Origin of the sequence: Arcanobacterium canis (assembly GCF_029625435.1) — a bacterium.
Lineage (GTDB): Bacteria > Actinomycetota > Actinomycetes > Actinomycetales > Actinomycetaceae > Arcanobacterium > Arcanobacterium canis.
This window is the reverse complement of sequence record NZ_CP121208.1, coordinates 874,560-896,323: the sequence shown is the minus strand read 5'-3', so window position 1 is coordinate 896,323 and position 21,764 is coordinate 874,560. Positions and strand designations below refer to the sequence as shown.

At 53.4% G+C, this 21,764-nt stretch carries 21 protein-coding genes and 2 tRNA genes; 4 read left to right on the top strand and 19 right to left on the bottom strand.

Annotated elements, in window-relative coordinates; genetic code table 11:
- Nucleotides 1-217: 217 nt before the first annotated feature.
- Nucleotides 218-2,893, bottom strand: coding sequence for a DNA polymerase I (gene polA, locus P7079_RS04045; protein WP_278013546.1), 2,676 nt, complete (start codon nt 2,891-2,893; stop codon nt 218-220).
- 58 nt (nt 2,894-2,951) lie between these two features.
- On the opposite strand from polA, the gene P7079_RS04040 reads away from it, so the two are divergent.
- Nucleotides 2,952-3,317, top strand: a complete 366-nt coding sequence (locus P7079_RS04040) for a PaaI family thioesterase (RefSeq protein WP_278013545.1) — start codon at nt 2,952-2,954, stop codon at nt 3,315-3,317.
- Between the two features lie 37 nt (nt 3,318-3,354).
- Here the strand turns inward: P7079_RS04040 and P7079_RS04035 are convergent, their stop codons facing one another.
- The 10 genes from P7079_RS04035 to P7079_RS03990 all read right to left on the bottom strand — a co-directional run bounded on the left by P7079_RS04035 (nt 3,355) and on the right by P7079_RS03990 (nt 13,288).
- Nucleotides 3,355-3,912 (bottom strand): ANTAR domain-containing response regulator, encoded by a 558-nt coding sequence (locus P7079_RS04035; RefSeq protein ID WP_278013601.1) that lies wholly within the window; start codon nt 3,910-3,912, stop codon nt 3,355-3,357.
- Between the two features lie 164 nt (nt 3,913-4,076).
- Nucleotides 4,077-4,159, bottom strand: a tRNA-Leu gene (locus P7079_RS04030).
- A gap of 46 nt (nt 4,160-4,205) precedes the next feature.
- Complete coding sequence (gene pyk / locus P7079_RS04025) at nt 4,206-5,630, bottom strand: pyruvate kinase (RefSeq protein WP_278013544.1); 1,425 nt, start codon at nt 5,628-5,630, stop codon at nt 4,206-4,208.
- A gap of 10 nt (nt 5,631-5,640) precedes the next feature.
- Nucleotides 5,641-6,573: a prolipoprotein diacylglyceryl transferase gene (gene lgt / locus P7079_RS04020; protein ID WP_278013543.1), complete on the bottom strand. Its 933-nt coding sequence runs from the start codon at nt 6,571-6,573 to the stop codon at nt 5,641-5,643.
- A 33-nt stretch (nt 6,574-6,606) separates the two neighbouring features.
- Complete coding sequence (locus P7079_RS04015) at nt 6,607-7,431, bottom strand: FKBP-type peptidyl-prolyl cis-trans isomerase (RefSeq protein ID WP_278013542.1); 825 nt, start codon at nt 7,429-7,431, stop codon at nt 6,607-6,609.
- Nucleotides 7,428-8,801, bottom strand: a complete 1,374-nt coding sequence (pafA, locus tag P7079_RS04010; RefSeq protein WP_278013541.1) for a Pup--protein ligase — start codon at nt 8,799-8,801, stop codon at nt 7,428-7,430. The genes P7079_RS04015 and pafA overlap by 4 nt, the downstream gene beginning before the upstream one ends.
- Nucleotides 8,798-8,968 carry a ubiquitin-like protein Pup gene (locus P7079_RS04005; protein WP_376986476.1) on the bottom strand — a complete coding sequence of 57 codons (171 nt, stop codon included), beginning with the start codon at nt 8,966-8,968 and terminating at the stop codon, nt 8,798-8,800. Before P7079_RS04005 ends, pafA begins: the two co-directional genes overlap by 4 nt.
- 30 nt (nt 8,969-8,998) lie before the next feature.
- A complete protein-coding gene (gene dop / locus P7079_RS04000) occupies nt 8,999-10,576 on the bottom strand; it encodes a depupylase/deamidase Dop (protein WP_278013540.1) in 1,578 nt (525 codons plus the stop codon).
- Nucleotides 10,573-12,168, bottom strand: coding sequence for a proteasome ATPase (gene arc / locus P7079_RS03995; RefSeq protein WP_278013539.1), 1,596 nt, complete (start codon nt 12,166-12,168; stop codon nt 10,573-10,575). Before arc ends, dop begins: the two co-directional genes overlap by 4 nt.
- A gap of 10 nt (nt 12,169-12,178) precedes the next feature.
- Nucleotides 12,179-13,288, bottom strand: a complete 1,110-nt coding sequence (locus P7079_RS03990) for a tRNA (adenine-N1)-methyltransferase (RefSeq protein WP_278013538.1) — start codon at nt 13,286-13,288, stop codon at nt 12,179-12,181.
- A 103-nt stretch (nt 13,289-13,391) separates the two neighbouring features.
- On the opposite strand from P7079_RS03990, the gene P7079_RS03985 reads away from it, so the two are divergent.
- Nucleotides 13,392-14,228 (top strand): RecB family exonuclease, encoded by an 837-nt coding sequence (locus P7079_RS03985; protein WP_278013537.1) that lies wholly within the window; start codon nt 13,392-13,394, stop codon nt 14,226-14,228.
- Here P7079_RS03985 and P7079_RS03980 read toward each other — a convergent pair.
- Together P7079_RS03980 and P7079_RS03975 are read right to left on the bottom strand one after the other, a co-directional pair.
- On the bottom strand, nt 14,179-14,832 hold the full coding sequence (locus P7079_RS03980; protein ID WP_278013536.1) for an HAD family hydrolase: 654 nt from the start codon (nt 14,830-14,832) through the stop codon (nt 14,179-14,181). The genes P7079_RS03985 and P7079_RS03980 overlap by 50 nt on opposite strands.
- A 33-nt stretch (nt 14,833-14,865) precedes the next feature.
- Nucleotides 14,866-15,714: an undecaprenyl-diphosphate phosphatase gene (locus tag P7079_RS03975; RefSeq protein WP_278013535.1), complete on the bottom strand. Its 849-nt coding sequence runs from the start codon at nt 15,712-15,714 to the stop codon at nt 14,866-14,868.
- A 51-nt stretch (nt 15,715-15,765) separates the two neighbouring features.
- On the opposite strand from P7079_RS03975, the gene P7079_RS03970 reads away from it, so the two are divergent.
- Nucleotides 15,766-16,689, top strand: a complete 924-nt coding sequence (locus P7079_RS03970) for an aldo/keto reductase (protein WP_278013534.1) — start codon at nt 15,766-15,768, stop codon at nt 16,687-16,689.
- On the opposite strand, the gene P7079_RS03965 is transcribed toward P7079_RS03970, so the two are convergent.
- From P7079_RS03965 to P7079_RS03945, 5 genes are all read right to left on the bottom strand, one after another.
- Nucleotides 16,686-17,012: a hypothetical protein gene (locus P7079_RS03965; protein WP_278013533.1), complete on the bottom strand. Its 327-nt coding sequence runs from the start codon at nt 17,010-17,012 to the stop codon at nt 16,686-16,688. The genes P7079_RS03970 and P7079_RS03965 overlap by 4 nt on opposite strands.
- A 9-nt stretch (nt 17,013-17,021) precedes the next feature.
- The gene (locus P7079_RS03960; RefSeq protein WP_278013532.1) at nt 17,022-18,359 is read right to left on the bottom strand and encodes a M20/M25/M40 family metallo-hydrolase; all 1,338 of its coding nucleotides are present in this window, start codon (nt 18,357-18,359) and stop codon (nt 17,022-17,024) included.
- 27 nt (nt 18,360-18,386) lie between these two features.
- Nucleotides 18,387-19,535, bottom strand: coding sequence for a glutamate--cysteine ligase (locus P7079_RS03955; RefSeq protein ID WP_278013531.1), 1,149 nt, complete (start codon nt 19,533-19,535; stop codon nt 18,387-18,389).
- Nucleotides 19,535-20,260 (bottom strand): glutamine amidotransferase-related protein, encoded by a 726-nt coding sequence (locus P7079_RS03950; protein ID WP_278013530.1) that lies wholly within the window; start codon nt 20,258-20,260, stop codon nt 19,535-19,537. Before P7079_RS03950 ends, P7079_RS03955 begins: the two co-directional genes overlap by 1 nt.
- A gap of 64 nt (nt 20,261-20,324) precedes the next feature.
- Nucleotides 20,325-20,410 (bottom strand) — tRNA-Leu (locus P7079_RS03945).
- A 309-nt stretch (nt 20,411-20,719) separates the two neighbouring features.
- Here P7079_RS03945 and P7079_RS03940 point away from each other — a divergent pair.
- The gene (locus P7079_RS03940) at nt 20,720-21,184 is read left to right on the top strand and encodes a pyrophosphohydrolase domain-containing protein (protein ID WP_376986469.1); all 465 of its coding nucleotides are present in this window, start codon (nt 20,720-20,722) and stop codon (nt 21,182-21,184) included.
- A gap of 65 nt (nt 21,185-21,249) precedes the next feature.
- Here the strand turns inward: P7079_RS03940 and P7079_RS03935 are convergent, their stop codons facing one another.
- Nucleotides 21,250-21,705: a hypothetical protein gene (locus tag P7079_RS03935; RefSeq protein WP_278013529.1), complete on the bottom strand. Its 456-nt coding sequence runs from the start codon at nt 21,703-21,705 to the stop codon at nt 21,250-21,252.
- Between the last annotated feature and the right edge of the window lie 59 nt (nt 21,706-21,764).

The window sequence follows — 21,764 nt, the reverse complement described above, 5'->3', positions numbered from 1 at the left end:
CCGTGTTTTTCCATAGTTTGCGCCACAGAAAGAGTCTCCACGGAGTTTCATCACTCAACGGCCTTCGAACAAATGCGCGACTCCAGCGCAACTGATGGAATGAGAATGCGCAAGTCCTTCGGCCCGGCTACTGGATCTCTTCTGTGCTCACCCCACATCCCCAGGACGTTGATTATCACCTCTCATCTGCCACGATTCAATCCCCTGCACCCAAATCTCAGTGAGCTGCTGAGCGCCAATCGGAGCCGATGCCGATCCCCACGGATAGCGGGACAGAGAGGTTAAAGGCAGTCCCCATGCTTTCACGAACGATCTGTTCGACAAGGGAAGCCTCCCCCGGAGCAATCTCAAGGACAAGTTCATCATGTACTTGAAGGAGGATGCGTGAACGAGCGCCCGACTTCTCAAGTGCCTCATGCGTATTGAGCATGGCCACTTTCATCAAATCTGCAGCTGATCCCTGAATTGGTGCGTTTAACGCCATACGCTCAGCGGCTTCACGCACCTGACGGTTGGAGGACGTGAGTTCAGGAAGATAACGACGTCGGCCCAGGATGGTTTGTGTGTATCCCACCTTACGAGCTTGGGTGACCAGAGAATCCAAGTAAGATTTTACTTTCCCGAACCGAGAGAAATATTGTTCCATGAGGTCTTGCGCTTCAGGAACTGAAATGCGTAGCTGTGCGGAGAGCCCATAAGCGCTCAGTCCATAGACAAGTCCGTAACTCATTGCTTTAATCTTTGAGCGCTGAGCTGGCGAAACTTCGTCTTGCGGCACGTGGAAGACTCGCGAAGCTACAAAGGAGTGAAGGTCCGCCCCCTCATTAAATGCTTCGATTAACGCTTCATCCCCTGATAGATGTGCCATCAACCGCATCTCGATCTGGGAATAATCTGCGGTCATCAATGCTTCATATCCCTCGCCAGGGACGAAAACCGAACGAATCTGCAGACCCTCTTCAGTACGTGCATGAATATTTTGCAGATTCGGATCAGTTGACGAAAGCCGTCCAGTTGCAGCAACGGTCTGTTGATAGGTGGTATGGATTCGGCCATCGGTTTGAACCGCACTCAGGAGCCCTTCAACCGACTGACGTAACTTAATCGCGTCTCGATGTTCCAAAAGTGCCGCGAGGAAGCGTTGTCCGGCGATGGCATCATTGTCTTCACGTTGTGCGATCTTCGCCAGCAGTCCTTCCAAAGCCTCGGCATTGGTGGTATATCCAGACTTCGTTTTCTTTGTCTTGGGAAGGCCGAGGCGTTCGAACAACACAGCCTGGAGCTGTTTTGGACTTGAGAGATTCACAGAATCGTCAGCAATTGCATCCCACGCTGCACTTGCTGCATTTTCGACACGAGCATCAAATTGTGTACGAAGATCTTCGAGCGCGCCTTGATCCACAGCAACTCCGCGCCTCTCCATCACTGTCAACACATGCGAGACAAGCATTTCAAGTTCCCTGAGGGTCTGCGAGCCTTCTTGTTTATCAAGCTCAGTTCCCAGCGCATCTGCAAGGTTCAACACTGCCACAGCACGCGACGCGAGTGTCGGGACTGCGCCGTCGAGCGTGAACAAGGCACCATCGTCGGCGCCGAGTTCAACTCCGAGATAACGCATGACGAGTTCGTCGAGATCATACTTGCGCTGGTCAGGATGAAGGAGGTAGGCATCGATTTCGGTGTCGATGCTCCAGCCTGCAATGGTCATTCCTTCACCAGAAAACGCATGTGAGATCCCCTTGGTGTTGTGTCCAATCTTCATCGCGTTAGGATCAGCTAACCATGTTGCAAGCGCACCCTCTGACTCAGGTGTCAGCTGAGCAACTGAGCCGACGAATGTAGCGCCATCTGAGGCGCAAATGGCGAACTCATCCACTCTGCCGCGTGCGGGCGCATGGATACCGCTGATGAAGAGAGAGTGCGGACCGGGGTGCGCGCTCACAAAGCGAGCAAAATCTGCATCAGAAGTCACCTTTGCTTCGCGAATATTGACATCAACCGAGATTGGCGCCGAGCCATCACGAATGGGCCACTCTGACAGAACACGCGTACGAAGCTGAGTGAAATCAAGGACGTCGAAAAGTTCATGAACCTTTTCTGGATCGGCGCCTTTGACAGTGAGCTGATCGAGATCGGGAACGATATCGAGATCCCGGACAAGAGCATTGAGCTGACGATTCAGTGTGACTTGATCAAGGTGCGCGCGAAGCTTCTCCCCTACCTTCCCTTTGATGTCGTGAGCATGGGCGATAATTTCTTCAAGGCTTCCGTAGGTTGTGATCCATTTTTGTGCTGTCTTCTTGCCGACTCCGGGAACTCCAGGAAGATTATCTGCTCCTTCACCGACGAGCGCGGCCATATCCGGATACTGTTCCGGACGCACTCCCGTACGTTCCTCGACGACGTCGGGAGTCATTTCTAACATGACAGACCGTGGCATCGGATAAAGCACCGTCACTGCATCATCAACGAGCTGATACGAGTCCTTGTCTCCTGAGGCGACATAGACTTTCATTTTCGCTTCTTCACCGCGTGTTGCGAGGGTGGCAACGATATCGTCTGCTTCGAAATCCTCCTTCGTCAACCACGTAACTCCAAGCGCTGAGAGAACTTCTTGAATCAGTTCAATTTGTCCTTTGAACTCTTGCGGGGTCGCGGCGCGTCCCCCCTTATACTCGGCGTACTGCCGGGTACGGAAAGTACCGCCAGGCAGGTCGAATGCGACTGCAATATGCGACGGCGAATACTTCTTCGTCAGTGACAGCAACGTCGAGACGAAGCCGTGAACTGCGTTGGTGTATTTGCCTTGAGCAGTACGAAATGACTCCGCTGGAAGTGCAAAGAACGAGCGGAAGGCGAGCGAATGTCCATCAAGAAGCAGAAGAGTATTCACTCTCCCAGACTAGCCGCTAGCGGGGTATGGATGTCGATTAAAACGGTATTGTGGGGATATGTTCACTGAATTTGGAGAAAAACTCGGTTTTCACATCGTTCATCAGTCCCCACAACAGGTTGAGATGACCATGCCGGTAGAGGGGAATCGACAAATCGTCGGGTTGTTACACGGAGGGGCAACAGCTGCCCTCATCGAAGAAGCAGGATCGCGTTTGGCTCTGGAGCTTGCACAACCGGGTATGGTGCCGGCCGGAACTGAGCTTTCTGTCTCTCATGTCGCAAGCGCTCAAGGAGACGAGGTGTGTGCGATCGCAGAATTACTTCACCGAGGAAAGAAAAACTGCGTGGTTCAAGTGCGCGTTTGTGATGGTCCTATGACTGTGGCAATCGGCCGTATCACCTGCGTGTATATCGCAAAATAAAAGTGGTGGTGAGTCATATTCTCACCACCACTAACTACTATTTGCCAACTTGATCAAGAACGGCGTCAGCAACTTCTCGCATCGTCAAACGTCGGTCCATTGATGTCTTCTGGATCCAGCGGAACGCCTCAGGCTCAGTCAACCCCATCTTTTCTTGGAGTAGGCTCTTCGCACGGTCAACGCGCTTGCGCGTTTCAAACTGATCGGCAAGTGAAGCGACTTCGTTTTCCAAAGAGACAATCTCGAGATGACGTGAAATCGCAATTTCAACTGCTGGAAGAAGATCTTGCGGAGTAAACGGCTTGACCACATATGCCATAGCTCCGGCATCGCGAGCACGATTCACAAGTTCTTTTTGAGAGAACGCGGTGAGCATGACAACTGCACACTGATGGTCTGCAAGAATTTTTTCAGCTGCGCTAATCCCGTCCATACCATTCATCTTGACGTCCATGACGACCAGATGAGGCTGGAGCTCATTGGCAAGGTCAACTGCTTCTTCACCACTCGAAGCTTCTGCGATGACATCGTAACCAGCGTCTTTCAGCGTCTCCACAATATCAAGGCGAATAAGCGTCTCATCTTCAACGACCATGGTGGTGATGGTTGACGGATCGTTGTTGTCTGGGATGACTTCAACTTCCAAGTCGCGAGATTGATCAATCTTCTCCGACAGTGACATAACGACACCTCCTTTGGTTCGCTCATCTAAATGTAGCAAACATGAGTTCACTGCATGCCTTGTTTTGACGACGATAGTGCTCCCGGCGGGACTCGAACCCGCACGCTTTGTGGGCGCTGCATTTTGAGTGCAGTGTGTCTACCAATTCCACCACAGGAGCATTGTATTCCAGTGAGCCGAAGCCCACCGGAATACTATAACCGAATTTATCGGTGAATGAGAAGTTCTCCGACCTTGTGAACTCGAATTGAGTTCGTTGAACCCGACTTCCCCGGGGGCATACCGGAAACGATCACCACTTGATCGCCGTCTACTGCCATGTTGTTTTCACGCAAGGCTTCATCCACCTGCTCAACCATGTCATCAGTATGCGCAACATTAGGAACCATAAAGGTTTGAACGCCCCAGGTGAGCGCGAGCTGCTGCCTGATTTCCTCCGATGGAGTGAAGACCAGCAACGGGATACGACCGCGCAGACGAGACATACGACGTGCCGTCTGACCCGACGCAGTGAACACTGCGAGATACTTCACACCAAGCGCTTCGCCAACTTCGAGAGCTGCACGAGTGATCACGCCGTTGCGCGTACGGTGGAGATTTCCTACCTTCGGGATACGCTCAAGCCCATGTTCCTCGGTGTATTCGACGATGGACGCCATCGTACGCACACATTCGATTGGGTACTTGCCAACGGAAACCTCACCCGAGAGCATGACCGCATCAGCGCCGTCAAGAATGGCGTTTGCGCAGTCGGAGGTTTCTGCACGGGTCGGGGTCGGAGCATTAATCATCGACTCAAGAACCTGCGTTGCCACGATGACTGGCTTCGAGTGACGGCGAGCGAGAGACACTGCGCGCTTTTGAACGATCGGAACCTGCTCAAGCGGAAGCTCCACGCCAAGGTCACCACGGGCGACCATGATGCCGTCGAATGCGCGGACGATGCCTTCGAGAGCGTCCACAGCCTGTGGCTTTTCGATCTTCGCAATCACTGGCACCTTGCGTCCGACACGATCCATGACGTCATGGACATCATCGACGTCCTTTGCAGAACGGACAAAGGACAGTGCAACCAGATCGCAACCGTAACCGAGACCCCATTCGAGATCTTCCTTGTCCTTCTCAGACAGAGCAGGAACTGAAACAGCAACGCCGGGAAGATTCACACCCTTGTTATTCGAAACCGGGCCACCGACAACGACTTCAGTCTTGACTCGAGGCCCGTTAACCTCAAGCACCTTGACCTTGACCTTACCGTCATCAATGAGGATGAGATCGCCTGGATTGCAATCGCCCGGGAGGCCCTTGAAGGTAGTCGAAACGAGGTCTTTGTCACCAGGAACATCCTCAGTCGTGATAGTGAAAATATCACCGTTCTCGAGAAGTACCGGCCCTTCGGCGAAACGACCGAGGCGGATCTTTGGCCCCTGAAGATCGCACAAGATGGCAACTGGAACACCAAGTTCCTGTGCTGCTTCGCGCACCCAGTCAATTCGCTCCTCGTGCTCCTCGTGCGAGCCGTGTGAAGCGTTGATTCGTGCTACGTTCATGCCCGCTTTAACGAGCTCAACGATTTTCTCTTTCGACCCAACAGCCGGGCCGAGTGTACAAACAATTTTAGCTCTACGCATGGCTCCTACTTTACCCGATTTGTTTTGTGCTATCCGAGTCCTCGGTCCCACTTGTCTGCCCAATCATGGATTCACGATGGTCATGGGAGCTGCGCATAGGGACTTTGTCAGGATCAAGCACGATATTGTCCAACTCAGGGTGGCTGCGAAGATGACGAGTGAGAACCGTAAAAGCGACACATGCCAGAGCAAAAACGATAATTGACGTCCAGACATTCAGGCGAAGGCCCAGCACAGAATGCGCTTGGTCAATGCGCAGAGCCTCAATCCAGACACGCCCCAATGTGTACAAAATAACGTAAAGGACAAAGACCTGTCCGCCGCGCAAAAGGAACCGTTTCTGTGCATAGAGAAGAACGAAAAAAACGCCGACGCACCATAACGACTCATAGAGGAATGTCGGATGGAACAATGTTCCTTCGCTGAAACCAGCCGGCAAATGCGCGGCATCGATCTCAAGACCCCACGGCAATGTCGTGGGACGTCCAAATAGTTCTTGATTGAAGTAATTCCCCCAACGGCCAATGGCTTGAGCGAGAACGAGGCCGGGTGCCACGGCGTCGGCGAATGGTGCCAATCGCAAGTTACGTCGGTGAAGCGCGACGTAGGCTGCAATACCACCGGCAAGAACCGCGCCCCAAATTCCCAGGCCACCTTCCCAAATTCGCAGGGCTTTCCATGGATCGCCGCCCTCGCCGAAATATGCATCAGGGCTGGTAATGAGATGATAAACTCGCGCGCCGAGGATACCGAAGATGACCATCCACACCATGATGTCGATCGTCACCTCGTCGTCGCCACCCTTGCGAACGTAACGACGGTTCGATAGCCAGTATGCAACGATAATTCCTGTCAAAATTGCCAGCGCATATGCGCGAATTGGCAATGGGCCAAGATGCCACACGCTAACCGAAGGCGAGGGAATTGACTCTACAATCGTCATAACTTTTCCTTTATATCTTGACAAACACCCGGTTTAGGCGTTTACCACTCCCAAAATATCAAAAACGACGAACGCAGCTTCTTTGCCTTGTGCAAGGCGCGCGGGAATTTCCAGGGCCACACGAGACCCAACTCGCTGGTCAAGAAGTCCATCATGGAGCCCCGGATACACTTGCGACATTGTCACTTTCACTGGCGCATTGCGATTCCATGTGTCGTCGAGAATTTTTCCATTCGGATCGAACATCCGGTAGTTCCCGATCACCTGATCAGAAGCTGTCAGCTGAATTCCACTACCTGAACGCAAAATTTGCACACTGAGTTCATTCCCCACAGTGGACTTTCCACGCACAACTGGGCGTCCGAATGAATCTTCACTATAAGTAAAACCTTGCGGCCTCACGGTGGCTGTTTCCTTCTCCCCCGTCGCAATCGTCGGCAAAATATCGATCACAACGACTTCGGTGTGAACGGAACGAGTAAAGGTCGCAAGTACGCGTGATCCCTCTTTCACACCAATGACCGCTTGATACAGCTCCCCGAGATTTTCTTCGGTCGCACTCAGCGCCTGCAACTTTCCAGAATTATTGACCGCGCTCAACGCTCCTGTTGCAAGGTCAAATGACGTCGCAGAAAACAGAACCTGACTTCCTGGGATAATTGTGCGCCCCTGACCAGCAAATTCTGTTCGCACAAAATCATTTTTGAGTTCGTTTCCACTTGAAATTACTGTCACTGGAGCCCCAAGCTCACCTGTGACTGTAATTTTCGCCGGTGAGGACGTGCTCCACGGGAAAAGTATCCCTAATCCAATCCCAAATAAAATTGCAACCAAAAAACGAGCAATACGCAGTCTCACTTCATCTCCTCGATTAGCGCATCAACTCGAGCATCGATGTGCGCAAATGGATCTTTCAAAGAGACTGTTTGCCCAGCGTCAGCGAGTCTGAGGGTTGCCCAGTCAGCGGTAAAGTCGCGTCGCTGCCGTTGCGCTTCCTCAATGAAACGCCCCCGCAGTGCGGCACGCGTCGTCTGCGGTGGACGAGTTGTCGCTTCGACGACGTCGGAGCGTTTGAGGAGCGTGCGTACCTGACCAGTATCTTCGAACTTTGTCAGCAATCCCGCATCGGTGATGTCGTGCCACGCGAGTGCCAAACGAGCCATGCGGACGTCACCGAGATCCGTGTGCAGACGCTCGCAGTACCTATCCAGAAGTGCCTTCTTTGCAACCCAATCGAGTTCGCTTGCAAGAGTGTCAATGTTGCCCGAACGCAACGCATCCAAGGCGCGTATCCATAAGTCGAGTCCGTAGGAGCGAAGAGGATCGAGATCGGCTAACCAACCTTCACGTTCGTAATGAGTCATCACGAAATCGTGAATTTGGGATTGGATATCGAGCGCGCTCATTGCCGGCCCTCCAGAAATTTCAACGGGAGCTTTGCCCGTGATATCGCGCGAAATTGTGCGAAGCGCATGTGGAGCATTCGACAGAACAAGCGGAGCAAGCCTCACCCCTGATTCGATCACATTAATTAATGCTTCTGTCGCAGTTATTTTCAGTACCGAGGTCGTTTCGAGCATGTTGGTGTCGCCCACAATGACATGCATTCGTCGGTACTGATCGACATCTGCATGAGGTTCGTCGCGTGTATTAATCATTGGTCGTGAGCGCGTCGATGCGTTGGATATCGCATCCCACACCTGATCAGCACGTTGTGAAAGCTCGTATGTTACGCCCTGCTGGCTTTGTCGGATATGACCAGCGCCCACGAGGATCTGGCGCGTTGTGAAAAATGGAATGAGCCACGCAATCCGCTCTGTGAAGTCCGCACGCCGACGTACAAGATAATTCTCATGACAACCGTAAGAGTTTCCTTGAGAATCGAGGTTGTTCTTGATTAAGTGAATACGCGAAGAAATACCAGCAGATCGGAGCTTCTCATTTGCTGTGCGCGCAAGATCGCGCAAGATGACATCACCTGCGCGCTCATTGAGCAAAAGATCGCGTACAGAGTCACATTCGGCAGTGGCATATTCGGGATGAGCGCCGATATCGAGGTATAAGCGGGCGCCATTGGTCAAGAAAGCGTTAGTTGAACCGTTGGCTTCCACTACTGGCTGGAATAAAAGTTCAGCAGCCTGCTCAGCCTCTACTCGAGCAGCTGTGGTGTCAGTAGCAGCAGCTGTGATCCCATATTCGGTTTCGATACCGAAAATTCGGCGATTCACTGTCCGCCCTTCTGTACAAAACCGCTGACGAAGTCTGCCGCATTGTCTTCAAGGATCGAGTCGATGTCGTCGAGAAGGGCATCGACGTCGGTCATTTCAGTCTGAGCCAGAGGTGCGTAGACTTCCTCTTCAGATGTGGTGTGGGGACGAATAAATTCCTGAGACATTATTTTCCTTTACTCAGTGGCAATGCATGACTAGTTCGTAATATGTGTAAGAAAATCAGCAACTGATTCGGACGTTTCCAGAATATCGCCAAGCAACATCTGGGTTCCCAGAGCGGGGTTCACCAGCGGGATCCGTACGAGATCGGGCCCACCGGCGTCGAGAATCATGGCTGACCAGCTCGCACCGATCACCTGCGGGCCAAAGCGAGAGATGAGAGAACCTCTGGTATATGCGCGTGTCGTTCGTGGCGCATTCGTCGCTGCCCACGCCACCTCCGATGGCGAAAACAGACGGCGAACCTGTCCGGCTGCATCGAGCTTAGCTACGATTGAACGTTGGGGGCGAAGATCATGCCACTGTAAATCAAGTGCGCGCAGTCGATCGTTATCCCAGCTCAGGCCTCCTCGCTCACGCATTTGTTCCATCAGCTTCAGTTTGCCGACCCATTCAATACAATCGGCAGCAGCGAATTTGTCACGACGGAGCGTGTCGATAGCCCACTGCCACACATTGAGAATTTCACGCGTGTCGGCATCCGGCTCACCGCGTTCATCAACTGCCTCGCGCACAGCCTCAAGGTATGTTTCTTGAATATCGAGGGCAGTCATCTCCCCTTCGTTGAGATCAATGCGCTCCGCCAGGGAAAGATCATGGGACACATTCCAGGTAGCAACCACTGGATCGTGGAGAACGATAGATTCCAAAGCCAGAGGAACAGCGTCCTGTTCAAGCATCCATAACACGAGTGAAGTGGTGCCCATTTTCAATAGCCCAGAGATATCAAACATATTGGCATCGCCGCCAATCACATGGAGTCTGCGCAGCTTTGCAGGATCTGCATGTGGTTCATCACGAGTATTAATTATTGGGCGTCGGAATGTGGTCTCGATCCCCACTGGAGTTTCAACGTAGTCGGCACGCTGAGAAATTTGGAAACCAGCTCGTTGAGATTGCTGTCCAATTCCCACTCGGCCTGCACCACATAGGATCGGACGGGTCACCATAAACGCCGTGAGGTATCGCACGATATCGGAAAATTCGACATCGCGGGCAACCGCATAATTTTCATGATGACCGTACGTGGCACCTTTTCCGTCAACATTGTTTTTATACAGAGCGAGGGAACGTCCTTGTGTGGCACACAACTCAATGCCCTGCGTGGCAATATGCTCCCCTGCCCGATCCCACAACACGGCTTCGCGCGGATTGGAAACTTCTGGCGAGGAATACTCTGGATGCGCATGATCGACGTAGAGACGCGCTCCATTTGTCAGAACTGTGTTCGCAGCGCGCGGTGCGGCGAGTTGCGCCGACGTCGGGCGAGGAACAGATGTCAGGTGCGGCCCTGACGGCGCCGGAATGTGCGGGTCATCGGTGAGTAACGACGGATCAACTGAGTTTCGGTCGTACCGAAAACCTCGAGCATCATTGAGAGGATCTTCGCCCGTGTAATCCCACATGGGCGCACTTGAAACAGATGCAGAGTCTCCGGCAGCTGCATACGCCTGGACAAATTGAGTGGACAGCTCCACCAGATCAGATCCTGGCGATCCGGTGGCGAGAATGCCGAATTCGGTTTCTGTCCCCATGATTCGTTTCACGCTCACAGCAGGCCCTCCTTCAGCGTCAACGGGAAGTCAGAAACTGCTGGTCTAACCTCGTGGTGCGCAACGCTACCACCGATATCGAGGCGTTTGACATAGGTAATACGGCGGGAAGTCGAATATCCATTGATGCGTGCCCACTCGTGCGGACTTTGAACGGACCCCACATTCTCATCCTCACGAGCAACTTCACGCGTTGCCTCAATCAGATGGCGTGTGCGGATACCTCGCTGCCCATATGCAAGGAGATCTTTAATGGCACTCTTCTTTGCACGATCGACAATTTCAGCAAGCATCGCTCCGGAGACGAAATCGCTGATGTAGAGAGTTTCTGTATCACCATTGTCATACGTCACTTCGACGAAAGCGTTCTGCGGCGTGCGTGCGAAGAGTGCATTGACCGCACTCTCGATCATGTGATCTACCGCTGCTTGAGGTGACCCAGCGTTTTCTACTTCGCTGGGGTGAAGAGGAAGCTGCGCCGTAAGGTATTTTTCCAAAATCTCCCGAGCACCCTCACGATCCGGCCGCTCGATACGGATCTTCACATCAAGTCTTCCCGCACGCAGAATTGCCGGATCAATCATGTCTTCTCTATTTGACGCACCAATGACGATGACGTTGTCTAATTTTTCAACGCCATCAATTTCAGCGAGCAACTGCGGAACCACCGTCGTCTCAACGTCGGAAGAAACCCCAGAACCGCGGGTGCGGAACAGCGCTTCCATCTCATCAAAAAAGATCACCACGGGGACACCACCGGCTGCACGGTCGCGTGCTCGGGAGAAAATCTCACGGATCTGACGTTCAGTCTCTCCAACAAATTTGTCCAAAAGTTGTGGACCTTTGATGTTGATGAAGTAGGAACGCCCGGCACTCGACGTGGAGAGCTTCTGAGATAAAGACGTTGCGACAGCCTTTGCGATAAGAGTCTTTCCACATCCTGGAGGACCATAGAGAAGCACACCTTTGGGCGGTTTCAAGCCGTGTTCACGATAGAGTTCAGGCTGTTCGAACGGCAGTTCGACCGTATCTTGGATCGCCTCGATCTGGGGCCCGAGTCCCCCGATATCCGAATACGACACGTCAGGGATCTCCTCAAGCAACAAATGTTCGACGTCGGGCCGCTCAACGTATTCGAGGACAAATCCATTCTTCACGTCCACAAGGACAAGATCGCCACTGCGAAACTCGCCTGAGTCAGCATGACGTGCCAGCTTGAGCAATCGTTTTGATGAATCTGCTAGCCGCACAAGGGCGCGATCATTGTCCACGAGCTCAATTGTTGCCAGCTCGCCCGAACGTTCGAAATGCTCAACGCCTATCACGACGTTACCGCTGTTGAGTAGAACCTCTTGGCCTTCCGCAATCTCCGTCACATCGACGTCGGCGGCGAGGCTGACGCGCATTTTCCGTCCGCCGGATGCAACTGCCAACGTTCGATCATTTCCAACTTCGATCACCGTGGCGTATGTCGATGGAGGTTCGGTGAGCGCCTGAAGCTGTTCGCCCAGTTGCGCAATCGTATTTCTGGCATCTGTGAGCGCAGCCGTTAAGCGGTCATTTTTACGCTGGACCTCCAGGAACTGGTCCATTATCGTCGTCTCATTCATCATGTGCTTCTTTCCGAGCAATTCGACGCGCGCGAATGTGATCGAGATTTGCAAGAGCTTTTGCTTGACCCTCAGCCGCGATTTTCTTATCCATCGCTGCCTGTGCTGGCCCAGCCTGCGCGGTTCCGCTGGCCTCGATGTCTGCTCGACGAGCGATATCACGGCGCACCTTGCGCAGTTTCTTCTCAGAAATCGTGCGCTGTTCGAAATCGTCTTCATTCCACTGCAGAGATTCGTTATGTGCACCAGGCGCAGGGCGCATCTTCTTCTCCAGAGGAGTCGATCCTGGAGCAAGGCGACGGGCAACAATTAAGAATCCGGTATGAGCCACCATGCGATGGTCTGGGCGCACAGCGAGTCCGTTCAAATGCCAGGTTCGCTGAAGGGTTTCACATGCTTCCGGTTCAGTAAAGCAACGGCTCTGCCGCAAGGTCTCGACAAAACGGGACATCTGCGTCGTCGTCGCCACGTAAGCCAAGATCACCCCGCCGGGGCGCAAAGCGTGTGCTGCAGAATCAATGTTTTCCCACGGTGCAAGCATGTCAAGAAGGACAGCGTCAACGCCGGTGACCGATTCCAGGTGATCTGAAACGGATCCGATGAGAACATCCCACGAGGGAAGCTCCGGCCCGTACCATGATTCAACATTCGCAATGGCAATCTCGGCAAAATCTTCTCGGCGTTCAACCGAAGTCAAATGTCCTTGTGATCCGATTGCACTAAGCAGCGAAAGTGAGAGGGCACCCGAACCCACACCAGCTTCAACGACATGTGCTCCAGGAAAAATATCCGCCATCGAAATGATCTGTGCGGAGTCTTTTGGATAGATCACGGCAGCGCCGCGCGGCATCGATAAAACGTAATCACTTACCAGCGGACGCAATGCCATGAGCTGGTAGCCTTGAGCATCGAAGACCGTTCCTTCATCTTTGCCGATCAGGTCGTCATGGTGGAAAGAACCACGCTGTGACTGGAAATAACCACCAGTCATCAAGGTCACGGTGTATTTCTTTCCTTTGACATCAGTGAGCTGAACGCGCTCACCAGCGCGAAAAGGGCCACGACGACGGGCAGGACCAAGAGGATGAGGGTAATTATTCACGTTCATAGTCTACTGGGAACAGTGGCTGCGCGGGATTGAGCGTGTTCAGGGCCACTGTGGATTCTCCCTCAGGTTGTCCAACAAATCGTAGTAGCGTGGACATATGAGACACGCCGCCCTCTCGCCATCGCGAGCATCCGATTTTAAAACTTGTCCCCTCAAATTCCGGTTTCGAGTCATCGACAAGCTGCCTGAACCTCCGTCGATGGCGGCGTTGCGTGGAACGATTGTTCATTCAGTTCTCGAACGTCTTTTTGATTTTCCGCCAGCGGCTCGAGATGATTCCACGGCACAGGGACTCCTCTACCCCATGTGGGAGCGTCACATTGAGAAGTCACCACAGGATGCCCAGTTGTTTTCGACCGAGAGCGAGCGCACGCAGTGGCTCGAATCAGCGCGCCCCCTCATTACGCAGTATTTTTCACTCGAAAATCCCAGTTATCTTGAGCCAGCTGGACGCGAACAATTCATCAATGCCACACTTCCTTCGGGATTGGCCATCCGAGGAATTATTGACCGCCTTGATCGTTCTCCCACTGGACAACTTCGAGTGATCGACTACAAGACTGGCAAATCTCCTGCGCCTCGGTACCAAGACGGCGCACTTTTCCAAATGAGGTTCTATGCCACGGCACTGTTCTATTCGCGAAATGTTCTGCCCGCCCGCACTCAGCTCCTCTATCTCAAGGATGGACGGACCCTGACGTACGATCCGGTTCCAGCCGACGTTGACTCAACGACGGCCGAAATCGAATCGATCTGGTCAGGAATCCGCGGGGCGATCGAGACAGGCTTTGAGCCTCGAACAGGCCCTCTGTGCAACTGGTGTCACTTCAAAGAGATCTGCCCAGCATACGGAGGTTCGGCACCTGAGATAAGCGCGGAGGGGATTACGCAGCTCCTAACTGCCCAGCAACCCATTCCTGGAAAAGAGAGCTGATACGATCACGATCAAGTTCAGCGAGCGAACGAACGATCACCATTCCTGGAAGTTGTGGAATGTCCACACCGAAAGGAATACCTACAGTAAGTGCCCCGGAGGAGTGAGCGGAGGTCACTCCAGGAACCGAATCTTCGAAGGCCATACATTCTCGCGGCTCGACACCGAGCATGTTGGCAGCCATGAGATACGGCTCGGGGTCGGGCTTGCCGTGAGAGATCATATCTCCAGTCACGACGGCATCAAACGTTCCATCGGGAAGAGAATCGAGTGTGAGCTGGGTGAACTTGCGATATGACGAAGTGACGAGTGCAATCGGTACTCCCCATTCCTGAGTAGCCGCGAGAAACTCTTTCGCCCCCTCACGCCATTCGAGCCCCTCACGAGAGCCAATTTCGACCACAGCATCGAGGATCATATGGCCAAACTCCTCCGGTGTGTGATGGAAACCAAACTTTTCAACAAAATACTTCCCAGCGTTTGTCAAGGACATACCGACGACGTCGTATTGATCGCCTTCAACCCAGGGAATTCCAAAACGCGAGAGCACCTCGACTTCCGCATAAAACCAAAGTTTCTCGGAATCAGTAAGAGTGCCATCCATATCAAATAAAAATGCTTGAGGAAACATCAGCGCTCAGATCATATTAATAGTGCCGGCAGCAAGAAGAACGACAACGAGGCAGGCAAGGAGAAGTCGATAGGCAACGAAACCTGCGTAGGACTTCGTCTGGATGAGCTTCAAGAACCAGACAATCACCGCGTAGCCGACGACGAAGGCGACCACGGTGGCGACGAGAGTCGGTATCGCTCCAACGTTGACAGGGCTTGTCCCCTTATCAGAAATCAAACGATAAAATCCTGATCCCAGGACAGCAGGCACCGCAAGCAAAAACGAAATTTTCGCTGCCGCCTCACGCGTATAGCCCAAGACGAGTCCCACGGTAATCGTTCCGCCAGAACGTGATACCCCAGGAATTAACGCCATCGATTGTGCAAAACCCAAAATAATGCCGTCGCGAAGGCTCATTTGGTCCAGGGCAATTGCACGCCGTCCGAGTTTATCTGCAAGCCCGAGGAAAACTGCAAAGAGCGCAAGCATGAGCGCAGTGATATACAAATTACGGAACGTTGTGTCAATCCACTTTTCAAGTAAGAGGCCGAGAACCACAATAGGCAATGTGCCGATAATGACGATCCATCCCATTCTCACATCCGGATCCGACGTGGAAAGACGATTTTTCGAATCTCCGAAAGGAAGCGATCGGAACCACTTCGAAATAATTCGTGCGATGTCCTTCCAAAAGTACAGCACAACAGCAGCCTCAGTACCGATTTGCGTGACCGCAGTGAAAGTAACTCCCGGATCGCCGCCAAGAGACGGGAAAAGTTCGCCGACGATGCGAAGATGCGCGGACGATGAAATTGGGAGAAACTCGGTCAGCCCTTGGACAATACCGAGAATAATCGCTTCAAAAATACCCATGCGGTTACAGTACCCCCGCCGTCGGGCAAGAATCGACTAGGCTTATGTGGTGTGAAGAACAAACGCGTTGGCCGTAGCGGCCTAGAGATCGGAGAACTCGGACTGGGCACCCTCACGTGGGGGCGTGACACCGAAAGTGAGGATGCCCAAGCACAAATTCGTTCATTGCTGGACGCCGGTGGCAACGCCGTCGATCTCTCCCCTGCATATTGTGACGGTGCGGGTCTCGATGTCATGGGTGACATTCTCTCCTCTGGGGCACCACGCGATGAGCTTGCTCTGATTGTACATGCGGGCATCACAGCGGAGGGAGTCAATACTGGCCGCCGTGCGCTCATCCAATCAGTGCGCCAATCACTCAGGCGTATGGGCACGACGTACGCTGACGTCGTGATGATCGCCGCTCCTGATCCGCTCACGCCGATCGAAGAAACAATGCAAGCAGCTGCCGATCTTGTCCGCTGGGGCGACGCACTCTACATCGGGCTGGCAAACTTTCCCACGTGGCTTGCGGCCACCGCTGCACAATATGTCACCGACCATGATCTCTTTGAACTCGTCGCACTCGGCGCGCGCTACTCGATACTGAATCGAGAGGCTGAAGCGAGTGCCTTCCTGGCGCACGCCGGAATGTCGATGTTCGCGTACGCTCCACTTGCAGGCGGCGTACTCACCGGGAAGTACCGCCACACTATCCCTCCAACATCGAGGGCAGCCACGGGTCACTTGGCGTGGTCTGTTGAACACCACTTGAGTGATTCTCAGCGGTCATTGACTGAAGCTGTCACACGCGCTGCTGATGGCCTTGCGCGAACTCCGGCGGATGTTTCGCTGGCGTGGAGCTTGGGGCGTGACGAGGTTGGCGCAGTATTCATTGGAGCGCGCACCGCATCTCAGTTCGATCAAGCCCTTGCTCTGGATCTGTCACCCCTGCCTGGTCCAGTGGTTGATGCCCTCAACGAGGTGTCGCGCTAAAGCGAGTCCTCCTCGTCGTCGAGATCATCCTCGTCGTCATCGTCGAGATCATCATCGTCGAAATCATCGTCATCGAGATCGTCGTCCTCGTCGTCGAAATCATCATCGAAATCGGCGTCATCCTCGTCGAACGTGTCGAAAGGCCCTTCAACACCGAACTGGCGGAAGAGCATATCATCATAGATCGTGTAGGCGTCTGAAAGCGCATTCATCGCGTTGAGGATCGCTGGTTCATCAGGATCGGACGACGACAGGACAGCCTCGTGGAACTCTTCGAGCGAATCGAGGAGTTGATCAAACGCAGTCTGAGGATCAATAGCCATGCCTTGAGCCTACCCTTCCTGAGCCGAGTCGCCAAAACACTGTCCAAAATTTGCGACAAAATGATGCAAGACTTTCGTTCCCCATTCGAGTGAATCTACCGGGATCCTTTCATCCACGCCGTGGAACATGGCTGGGAAATCGAAATCTTCAGGGACGCGCGTCGGAGCGAATCCATAGCCGCGAATACCCAGCTTCGACAGCGTCTTGTTATCGCTCCCTGCAGAGAGCATGTAGGGAAGGACAACCGCATCAGGCTCTTGTGAGCGAACAGCGTTCACCATTGCATCAACAAGAGGAGTATCGAAGGGTGCTTCAATTCCGTCATCGTCGTGGAGATATTCAGCTTCAACATTCTCAAGCAACTCTCGGATGCGAGCTTTGACGTCATTTTCTGTTCCTGGGATCGCACGGACGTCCAATCCGCCCGTTGCCACAGATGGAATGACGTTGACGAGGTATCCGGCATCCATTTGGGTTGGATTTGCTCCCGTGCGCAACGTTGCGCCAACGAAGGTTTGTGCCGGACCTAGCTGCGCAACGAGACGCTCGAGTGCGCCAGCATCGTCGGGAGAAAACGGTAGGCCGGACAGCTCCGCGACGCCTTCAAGCAACGTGCGGACGGTGGGCGTGAGAATCAGTGGCCACTGTTCACTGCCCACGCGTGCAAGCGCACTCGCGAGCGCGGTGACTGCGTTGTTATCGTTTACCTGTGATCCGTGACCTGCACGTCCGCGGGCTGTGAGACGGTACCAGCTCAGAGATTTTTCGGCGGTTTGTAGTAGGTACACCGGGTGCCCGGCGACGTAGGTGTTGTAACCTCCGACCTCGGAGATCGCGTCAGTGGCGCCGGCGAAAAGTTCGGGGTGATTTTTGGTTAGCCAAATTGAGCCTTTTCCTCCTCCGCGTTCTTCATCGGCGAAGAAGCAGAAGATCAAGTCTCGTGCAGGGACAAAGTGGGTCCTCGCGATGTCGCGCAAAACAGCGACCATCATGGCCACCATATTCTTCATATCGACAGCCCCACGTCCCCAGAGGTATCCGTCTTTGATCACACCTGCGAAGGGATCAACGGACCAATCCGAGGCGACAGCTGGTACGACGTCTAGGTGACCGTGGATCACCACAGCGTTTTGCTCGCGAATTTTGCCTGGGATGCGGACCACGATGGATGGGCGTCCTGGTTCTGATTCAAACCACTGTGGTTCCAAACCCACCTCATGAAGGAGGTCCATAATGTAGAGAGCGGCCGGAGTTTCGATCTCACCTGGCCCGCCGTGATTGGTGGTGTCACATTGGATCAGTTTGCGGGCAATTTCAAGTGCTTCACTCGGTCCACGAAGCTCCATATTATTTGCTCTCCTTAATTATGCGAATTATGCGAGGAAATCTTTTGGTTCAATCGGATGTCCGGCGTCAAATTCAGCCAGGACGTAGCGCACAGCTTCGCGGAAGCCGTTTCCGGTTTGTGTAAATACTTCCATCTGACGCTGATAGGGTGCGCCAATCGTCATGATCCGCTCAACCCACTCCAGCTCCAGCTCACATCCCAGTTCGACGGCGATGGGCATGAGTTGGGCGACCATCTGGGCCAGCACGTGCGCAACGAGTTCTTCTTTTGCTAAAGAATCCGAGATAAGGATCGCTTCCATCCCGTAGCGCGACGCACGCCACTTATTCTCCCGCACAAACCAGTCCGGTAGAGTCGGCAGTTCATCGCCGGCGTCGTACTGGCGGGAAAAATATTCCACGAGGCACTGAGCCAGTGCCGCAACCATGCCGAGTTCTGCGCGATTGGTGGCTGCATCACACATTCGTAGTTCGATAGTTCCGTTGGCCGGAGAGGGACGAATATCCCACCGGACTTCATTCACTTGCTCAATGACACCAGTTGTCACCATTCCATCGACATAGTGTTCGTACTCATGCCAGGTTGCGAACTGATATGGGATGCCTGCGGTGGGAAGTTGTTGGAAGAACATTGCGCGGTTTGAGGCGTATCCGGTGACTTCGGCGTTCCAAATGGGCGAAGCAGAAGTCAACGCCTGAATGTGATAAGCGCGGGTGAGTAGGGCACGGATCAATGGCCAAACTTTGGCGCGGTCTTCAATGCCTACATGAATATGCGTTCCGAAAAGCAACATCTGGCGTCCCCAGTATTGCGTGCGGTTGACTAACTCGGCATAGCGTGCAGAATCAGTGACAATCTGGCTGGCAGGATTCGCAAACGGATGCGTGCCTGCTGTCCCCAAGCGCACCCGCATCGGGTGAACCACCGGTTCGAGTACCGACGTCGATGCGCACATATCCTCGACACAGTGACGAACTTGTTGGTGAGGGCGGGAGACAAATTCGACAGTATTGAGCAACATCTCGCGATGAATCGAGGACGTATCGGTATCCAGTGCGCGCAGGGCCGTCATGACAGGATCAGCGCATTGGCGGAGTGCGAAGGAATCGGCATCGATAAACTGTAATTCCCATTCGATTCCCAATGTGGAGCGTGGCGAGTGTGCAAATTCCATCAGGCCGTCCCGTACATCTGTGTGAAAAGTTGGATCAGTGAAGCACTGGTTGAGACATCGACCCCGCGAGTAGCATCGCTGATGCGCTCGGCTTCACCAGCTTCATAATACGTGCCGCCGTAGGTATTAATTCGCAAAATGAGGGACTCTTCGTCAATCTCCGGGTGGAATTGGACGCCGTAGACGTTCTTGCCAATACGCAACGCCTGAATTGGGCAGTGCTCCCCTGTGGCTAAGATAGCGGTGTCAGGACTGAGCTTTCGGCCCGACGACGGCGGTAGGAGTGCTTCGGAATGCCCAGTGAACGTCTGAAAAGACTTGCCAAGCTTGCCAAAAAGGGGATCCTGCTCTCCATCGCTCGTTACAGCAATAGTGACGGCGCTGATATTTTCTGGATATGCAGTGGTGGTCAGGGCGCCCTGTGCTCGCCCCAGGCTTTGCATACCGAAGCAGATTCCCAGAGTCGGGATATCCTCAGCGATCAGTGATTCGATGACACTCATCAGATGAGTTTCGCACTGGCGTTGGACTGGCTCTTTGGGCTGTGTCAGGAAGTTGTACGGGGAGCCCGAGATCATCACTGCGTCAAACGCCTCGAGGTCCGGCACACCGGCCGCGAGATCATAAGGGGTAATACGTGCGCCACTGATTCGACGAACAGCTGCTAGTTCGTCGTCGGCAATCGGTGATGGCGGCCGCGCAATTAAAAACGCAAAACGTGACATCGGGCTTCCCCTGCAATTGGCGATATAAAAATGAGGATCCTGATTAGACCAGGATCCTCATTCGTGCGCGAGGGGGGACTTGAACCCCCACCCACTAATACGTGGACTAGCACCTCAAGCTAGCGCGTCTACCTATTCCGCCACCCGCGCAGGTGACTCGGAGCTGTTCGCCCCGGGCAACGAAGAAAAATTTATCACCAATGACGGCCGGTGCCAAATTATTTCCCCTATTTTTCCTGTGACAAATACCGCGTTTTTCCGCAACCGCGAAAATTAGCCAAACACTCGCACTCAACACCACCTTCAATACTTTTTGATCCGTGTCGTTAACTCATTTTTTTAGATTACCTGATAGCACACTTTTCTGATGTAGTGCGTAGAGGTTAGGCACAAACAGAGACATGTCAATCTCAAGTTCACCTTCATTGGCAATTCAGGAATCTGTCCTACGATAGGAGCATGTCGAATTTTGATTCATCTCGCCCCGAAGAACTCGTCCGTCAATTCCATGAGGTTTACCGGCTTCCGATCGTTTCAGATTCCCCGAACGTTGATCGTGAACGGACGCATATGCGCATGTCACTGATCGCCGAGGAATTTAGCGAGCTTGTTGGTGCAGTCTATGGGAGGGCTGCGTCGCAGACTATCGCTCGCGCTTTTGCTCAAGCTGTGGCACAGGATGATGGCACTCGCGACACTATTGAGACTGCGGATGCCTTGGGCGATCTGGTATATGTCATCTACGGCATGGCTCTAGAAACAGGCATTCCAATGTCAGACGTCCTTACTGAGATCCACGACTCAAATCTGTCGAAACTTGGTGAGGATGGAAAGCCGATTTATCGCGCCGATGGGAAGGTTTTGAAGGGGCCACACTTCCATGATCCAGACCTCGCGAAAGTCTTAGGAATCACACACAACTGATTGTTTGCCAATGTGTTGGGCGCGGCCGATTTCGGCCGCGCCCAACGTCTAGGTCTTTACCTCTTTCAGTCCTCAACAATCTCCGCGTCTTCGATTTGTTCTTCGATGGATGCATCGAGAATCTGCGCTGAGAGGTGGTCAAGGCGTTTGGAGAGCTTCGTTGCTTCGATTTTTCGTTGCTTCGTACCCATCGCGCGCAAGAGCGGAAGTGCGCGCTCGATGACTTCCACATCGTTACGCCACGCCTTCGCACGCTGCGCCTCAAACGGGCTGTCAGCGGAAGCGTAGAGATACGTGATCTGATCACGCAAAACACCAATTCGCTCATCAAGCCCGTCGGGAGTGTTTTCTCCTTTCGCGTGACGGACTTTCCCGACGGTGTTTCTGATTTTGTCTAGAAGTTCTGGGTTGTCCTGCGCGATTTTCCGCAGAGCAGGTCCATACTTGCGCAACAGCTCGATCGCCACCGGTCCTGCCACCGTGGCGAACTTAATGAGACTGCCATACTTTGAGCGTGCCATGAAGTATTCTCCTTCGTCAGTTCTGCGCCATATTTTACCGTTAGCAGAAGTCACGTGAG

Bases quoted from the DNA above. Each gene is read 5' to 3' on its own strand.
- P7079_RS04040 (WP_278013545.1), top strand. From the start codon at position 2,952: ATGTTCACTGAATTTGGAGAAAAACTCGGTTTTCACATCGTTCATCAG.
- P7079_RS04035 (WP_278013601.1), bottom strand. From the start codon at position 3,912: ATGGTCGTTGAAGATGAGACGCTTATTCGCCTTGATATTGTGGAGACG.
- pyk (WP_278013544.1), bottom strand. From the start codon at position 5,630: ATGCGTAGAGCTAAAATTGTTTGTACACTCGGCCCGGCTGTTGGGTCG.
- lgt (WP_278013543.1), bottom strand. From the start codon at position 6,573: ATGACGATTGTAGAGTCAATTCCCTCGCCTTCGGTTAGCGTGTGGCAT.
- P7079_RS04005 (WP_376986476.1), bottom strand. From the start codon at position 8,968: ATGTCTCAGGAATTTATTCGTCCCCACACCACATCTGAAGAGGAAGTC.
- arc (WP_278013539.1), bottom strand. From the start codon at position 12,168: ATGGACCAGTTCCTGGAGGTCCAGCGTAAAAATGACCGCTTAACGGCT.
- P7079_RS03985 (WP_278013537.1), top strand. From the start codon at position 13,392: ATGAGACACGCCGCCCTCTCGCCATCGCGAGCATCCGATTTTAAAACT.
- P7079_RS03980 (WP_278013536.1), bottom strand. From the start codon at position 14,832: ATGGATGGCACTCTTACTGATTCCGAGAAACTTTGGTTTTATGCGGAA.
- P7079_RS03975 (WP_278013535.1), bottom strand. From the start codon at position 15,714: ATGGGTATTTTTGAAGCGATTATTCTCGGTATTGTCCAAGGGCTGACC.
- P7079_RS03965 (WP_278013533.1), bottom strand. From the start codon at position 17,012: ATGGCTATTGATCCTCAGACTGCGTTTGATCAACTCCTCGATTCGCTC.
- P7079_RS03960 (WP_278013532.1), bottom strand. From the start codon at position 18,359: ATGGAGCTTCGTGGACCGAGTGAAGCACTTGAAATTGCCCGCAAACTG.
- P7079_RS03955 (WP_278013531.1), bottom strand. From the start codon at position 19,535: ATGGAATTTGCACACTCGCCACGCTCCACATTGGGAATCGAATGGGAA.
- P7079_RS03950 (WP_278013530.1), bottom strand. From the start codon at position 20,260: ATGTCACGTTTTGCGTTTTTAATTGCGCGGCCGCCATCACCGATTGCC.
- P7079_RS03940 (WP_376986469.1), top strand. From the start codon at position 20,720: ATGTCGAATTTTGATTCATCTCGCCCCGAAGAACTCGTCCGTCAATTC.
- P7079_RS03935 (WP_278013529.1), bottom strand. From the start codon at position 21,705: ATGGCACGCTCAAAGTATGGCAGTCTCATTAAGTTCGCCACGGTGGCA.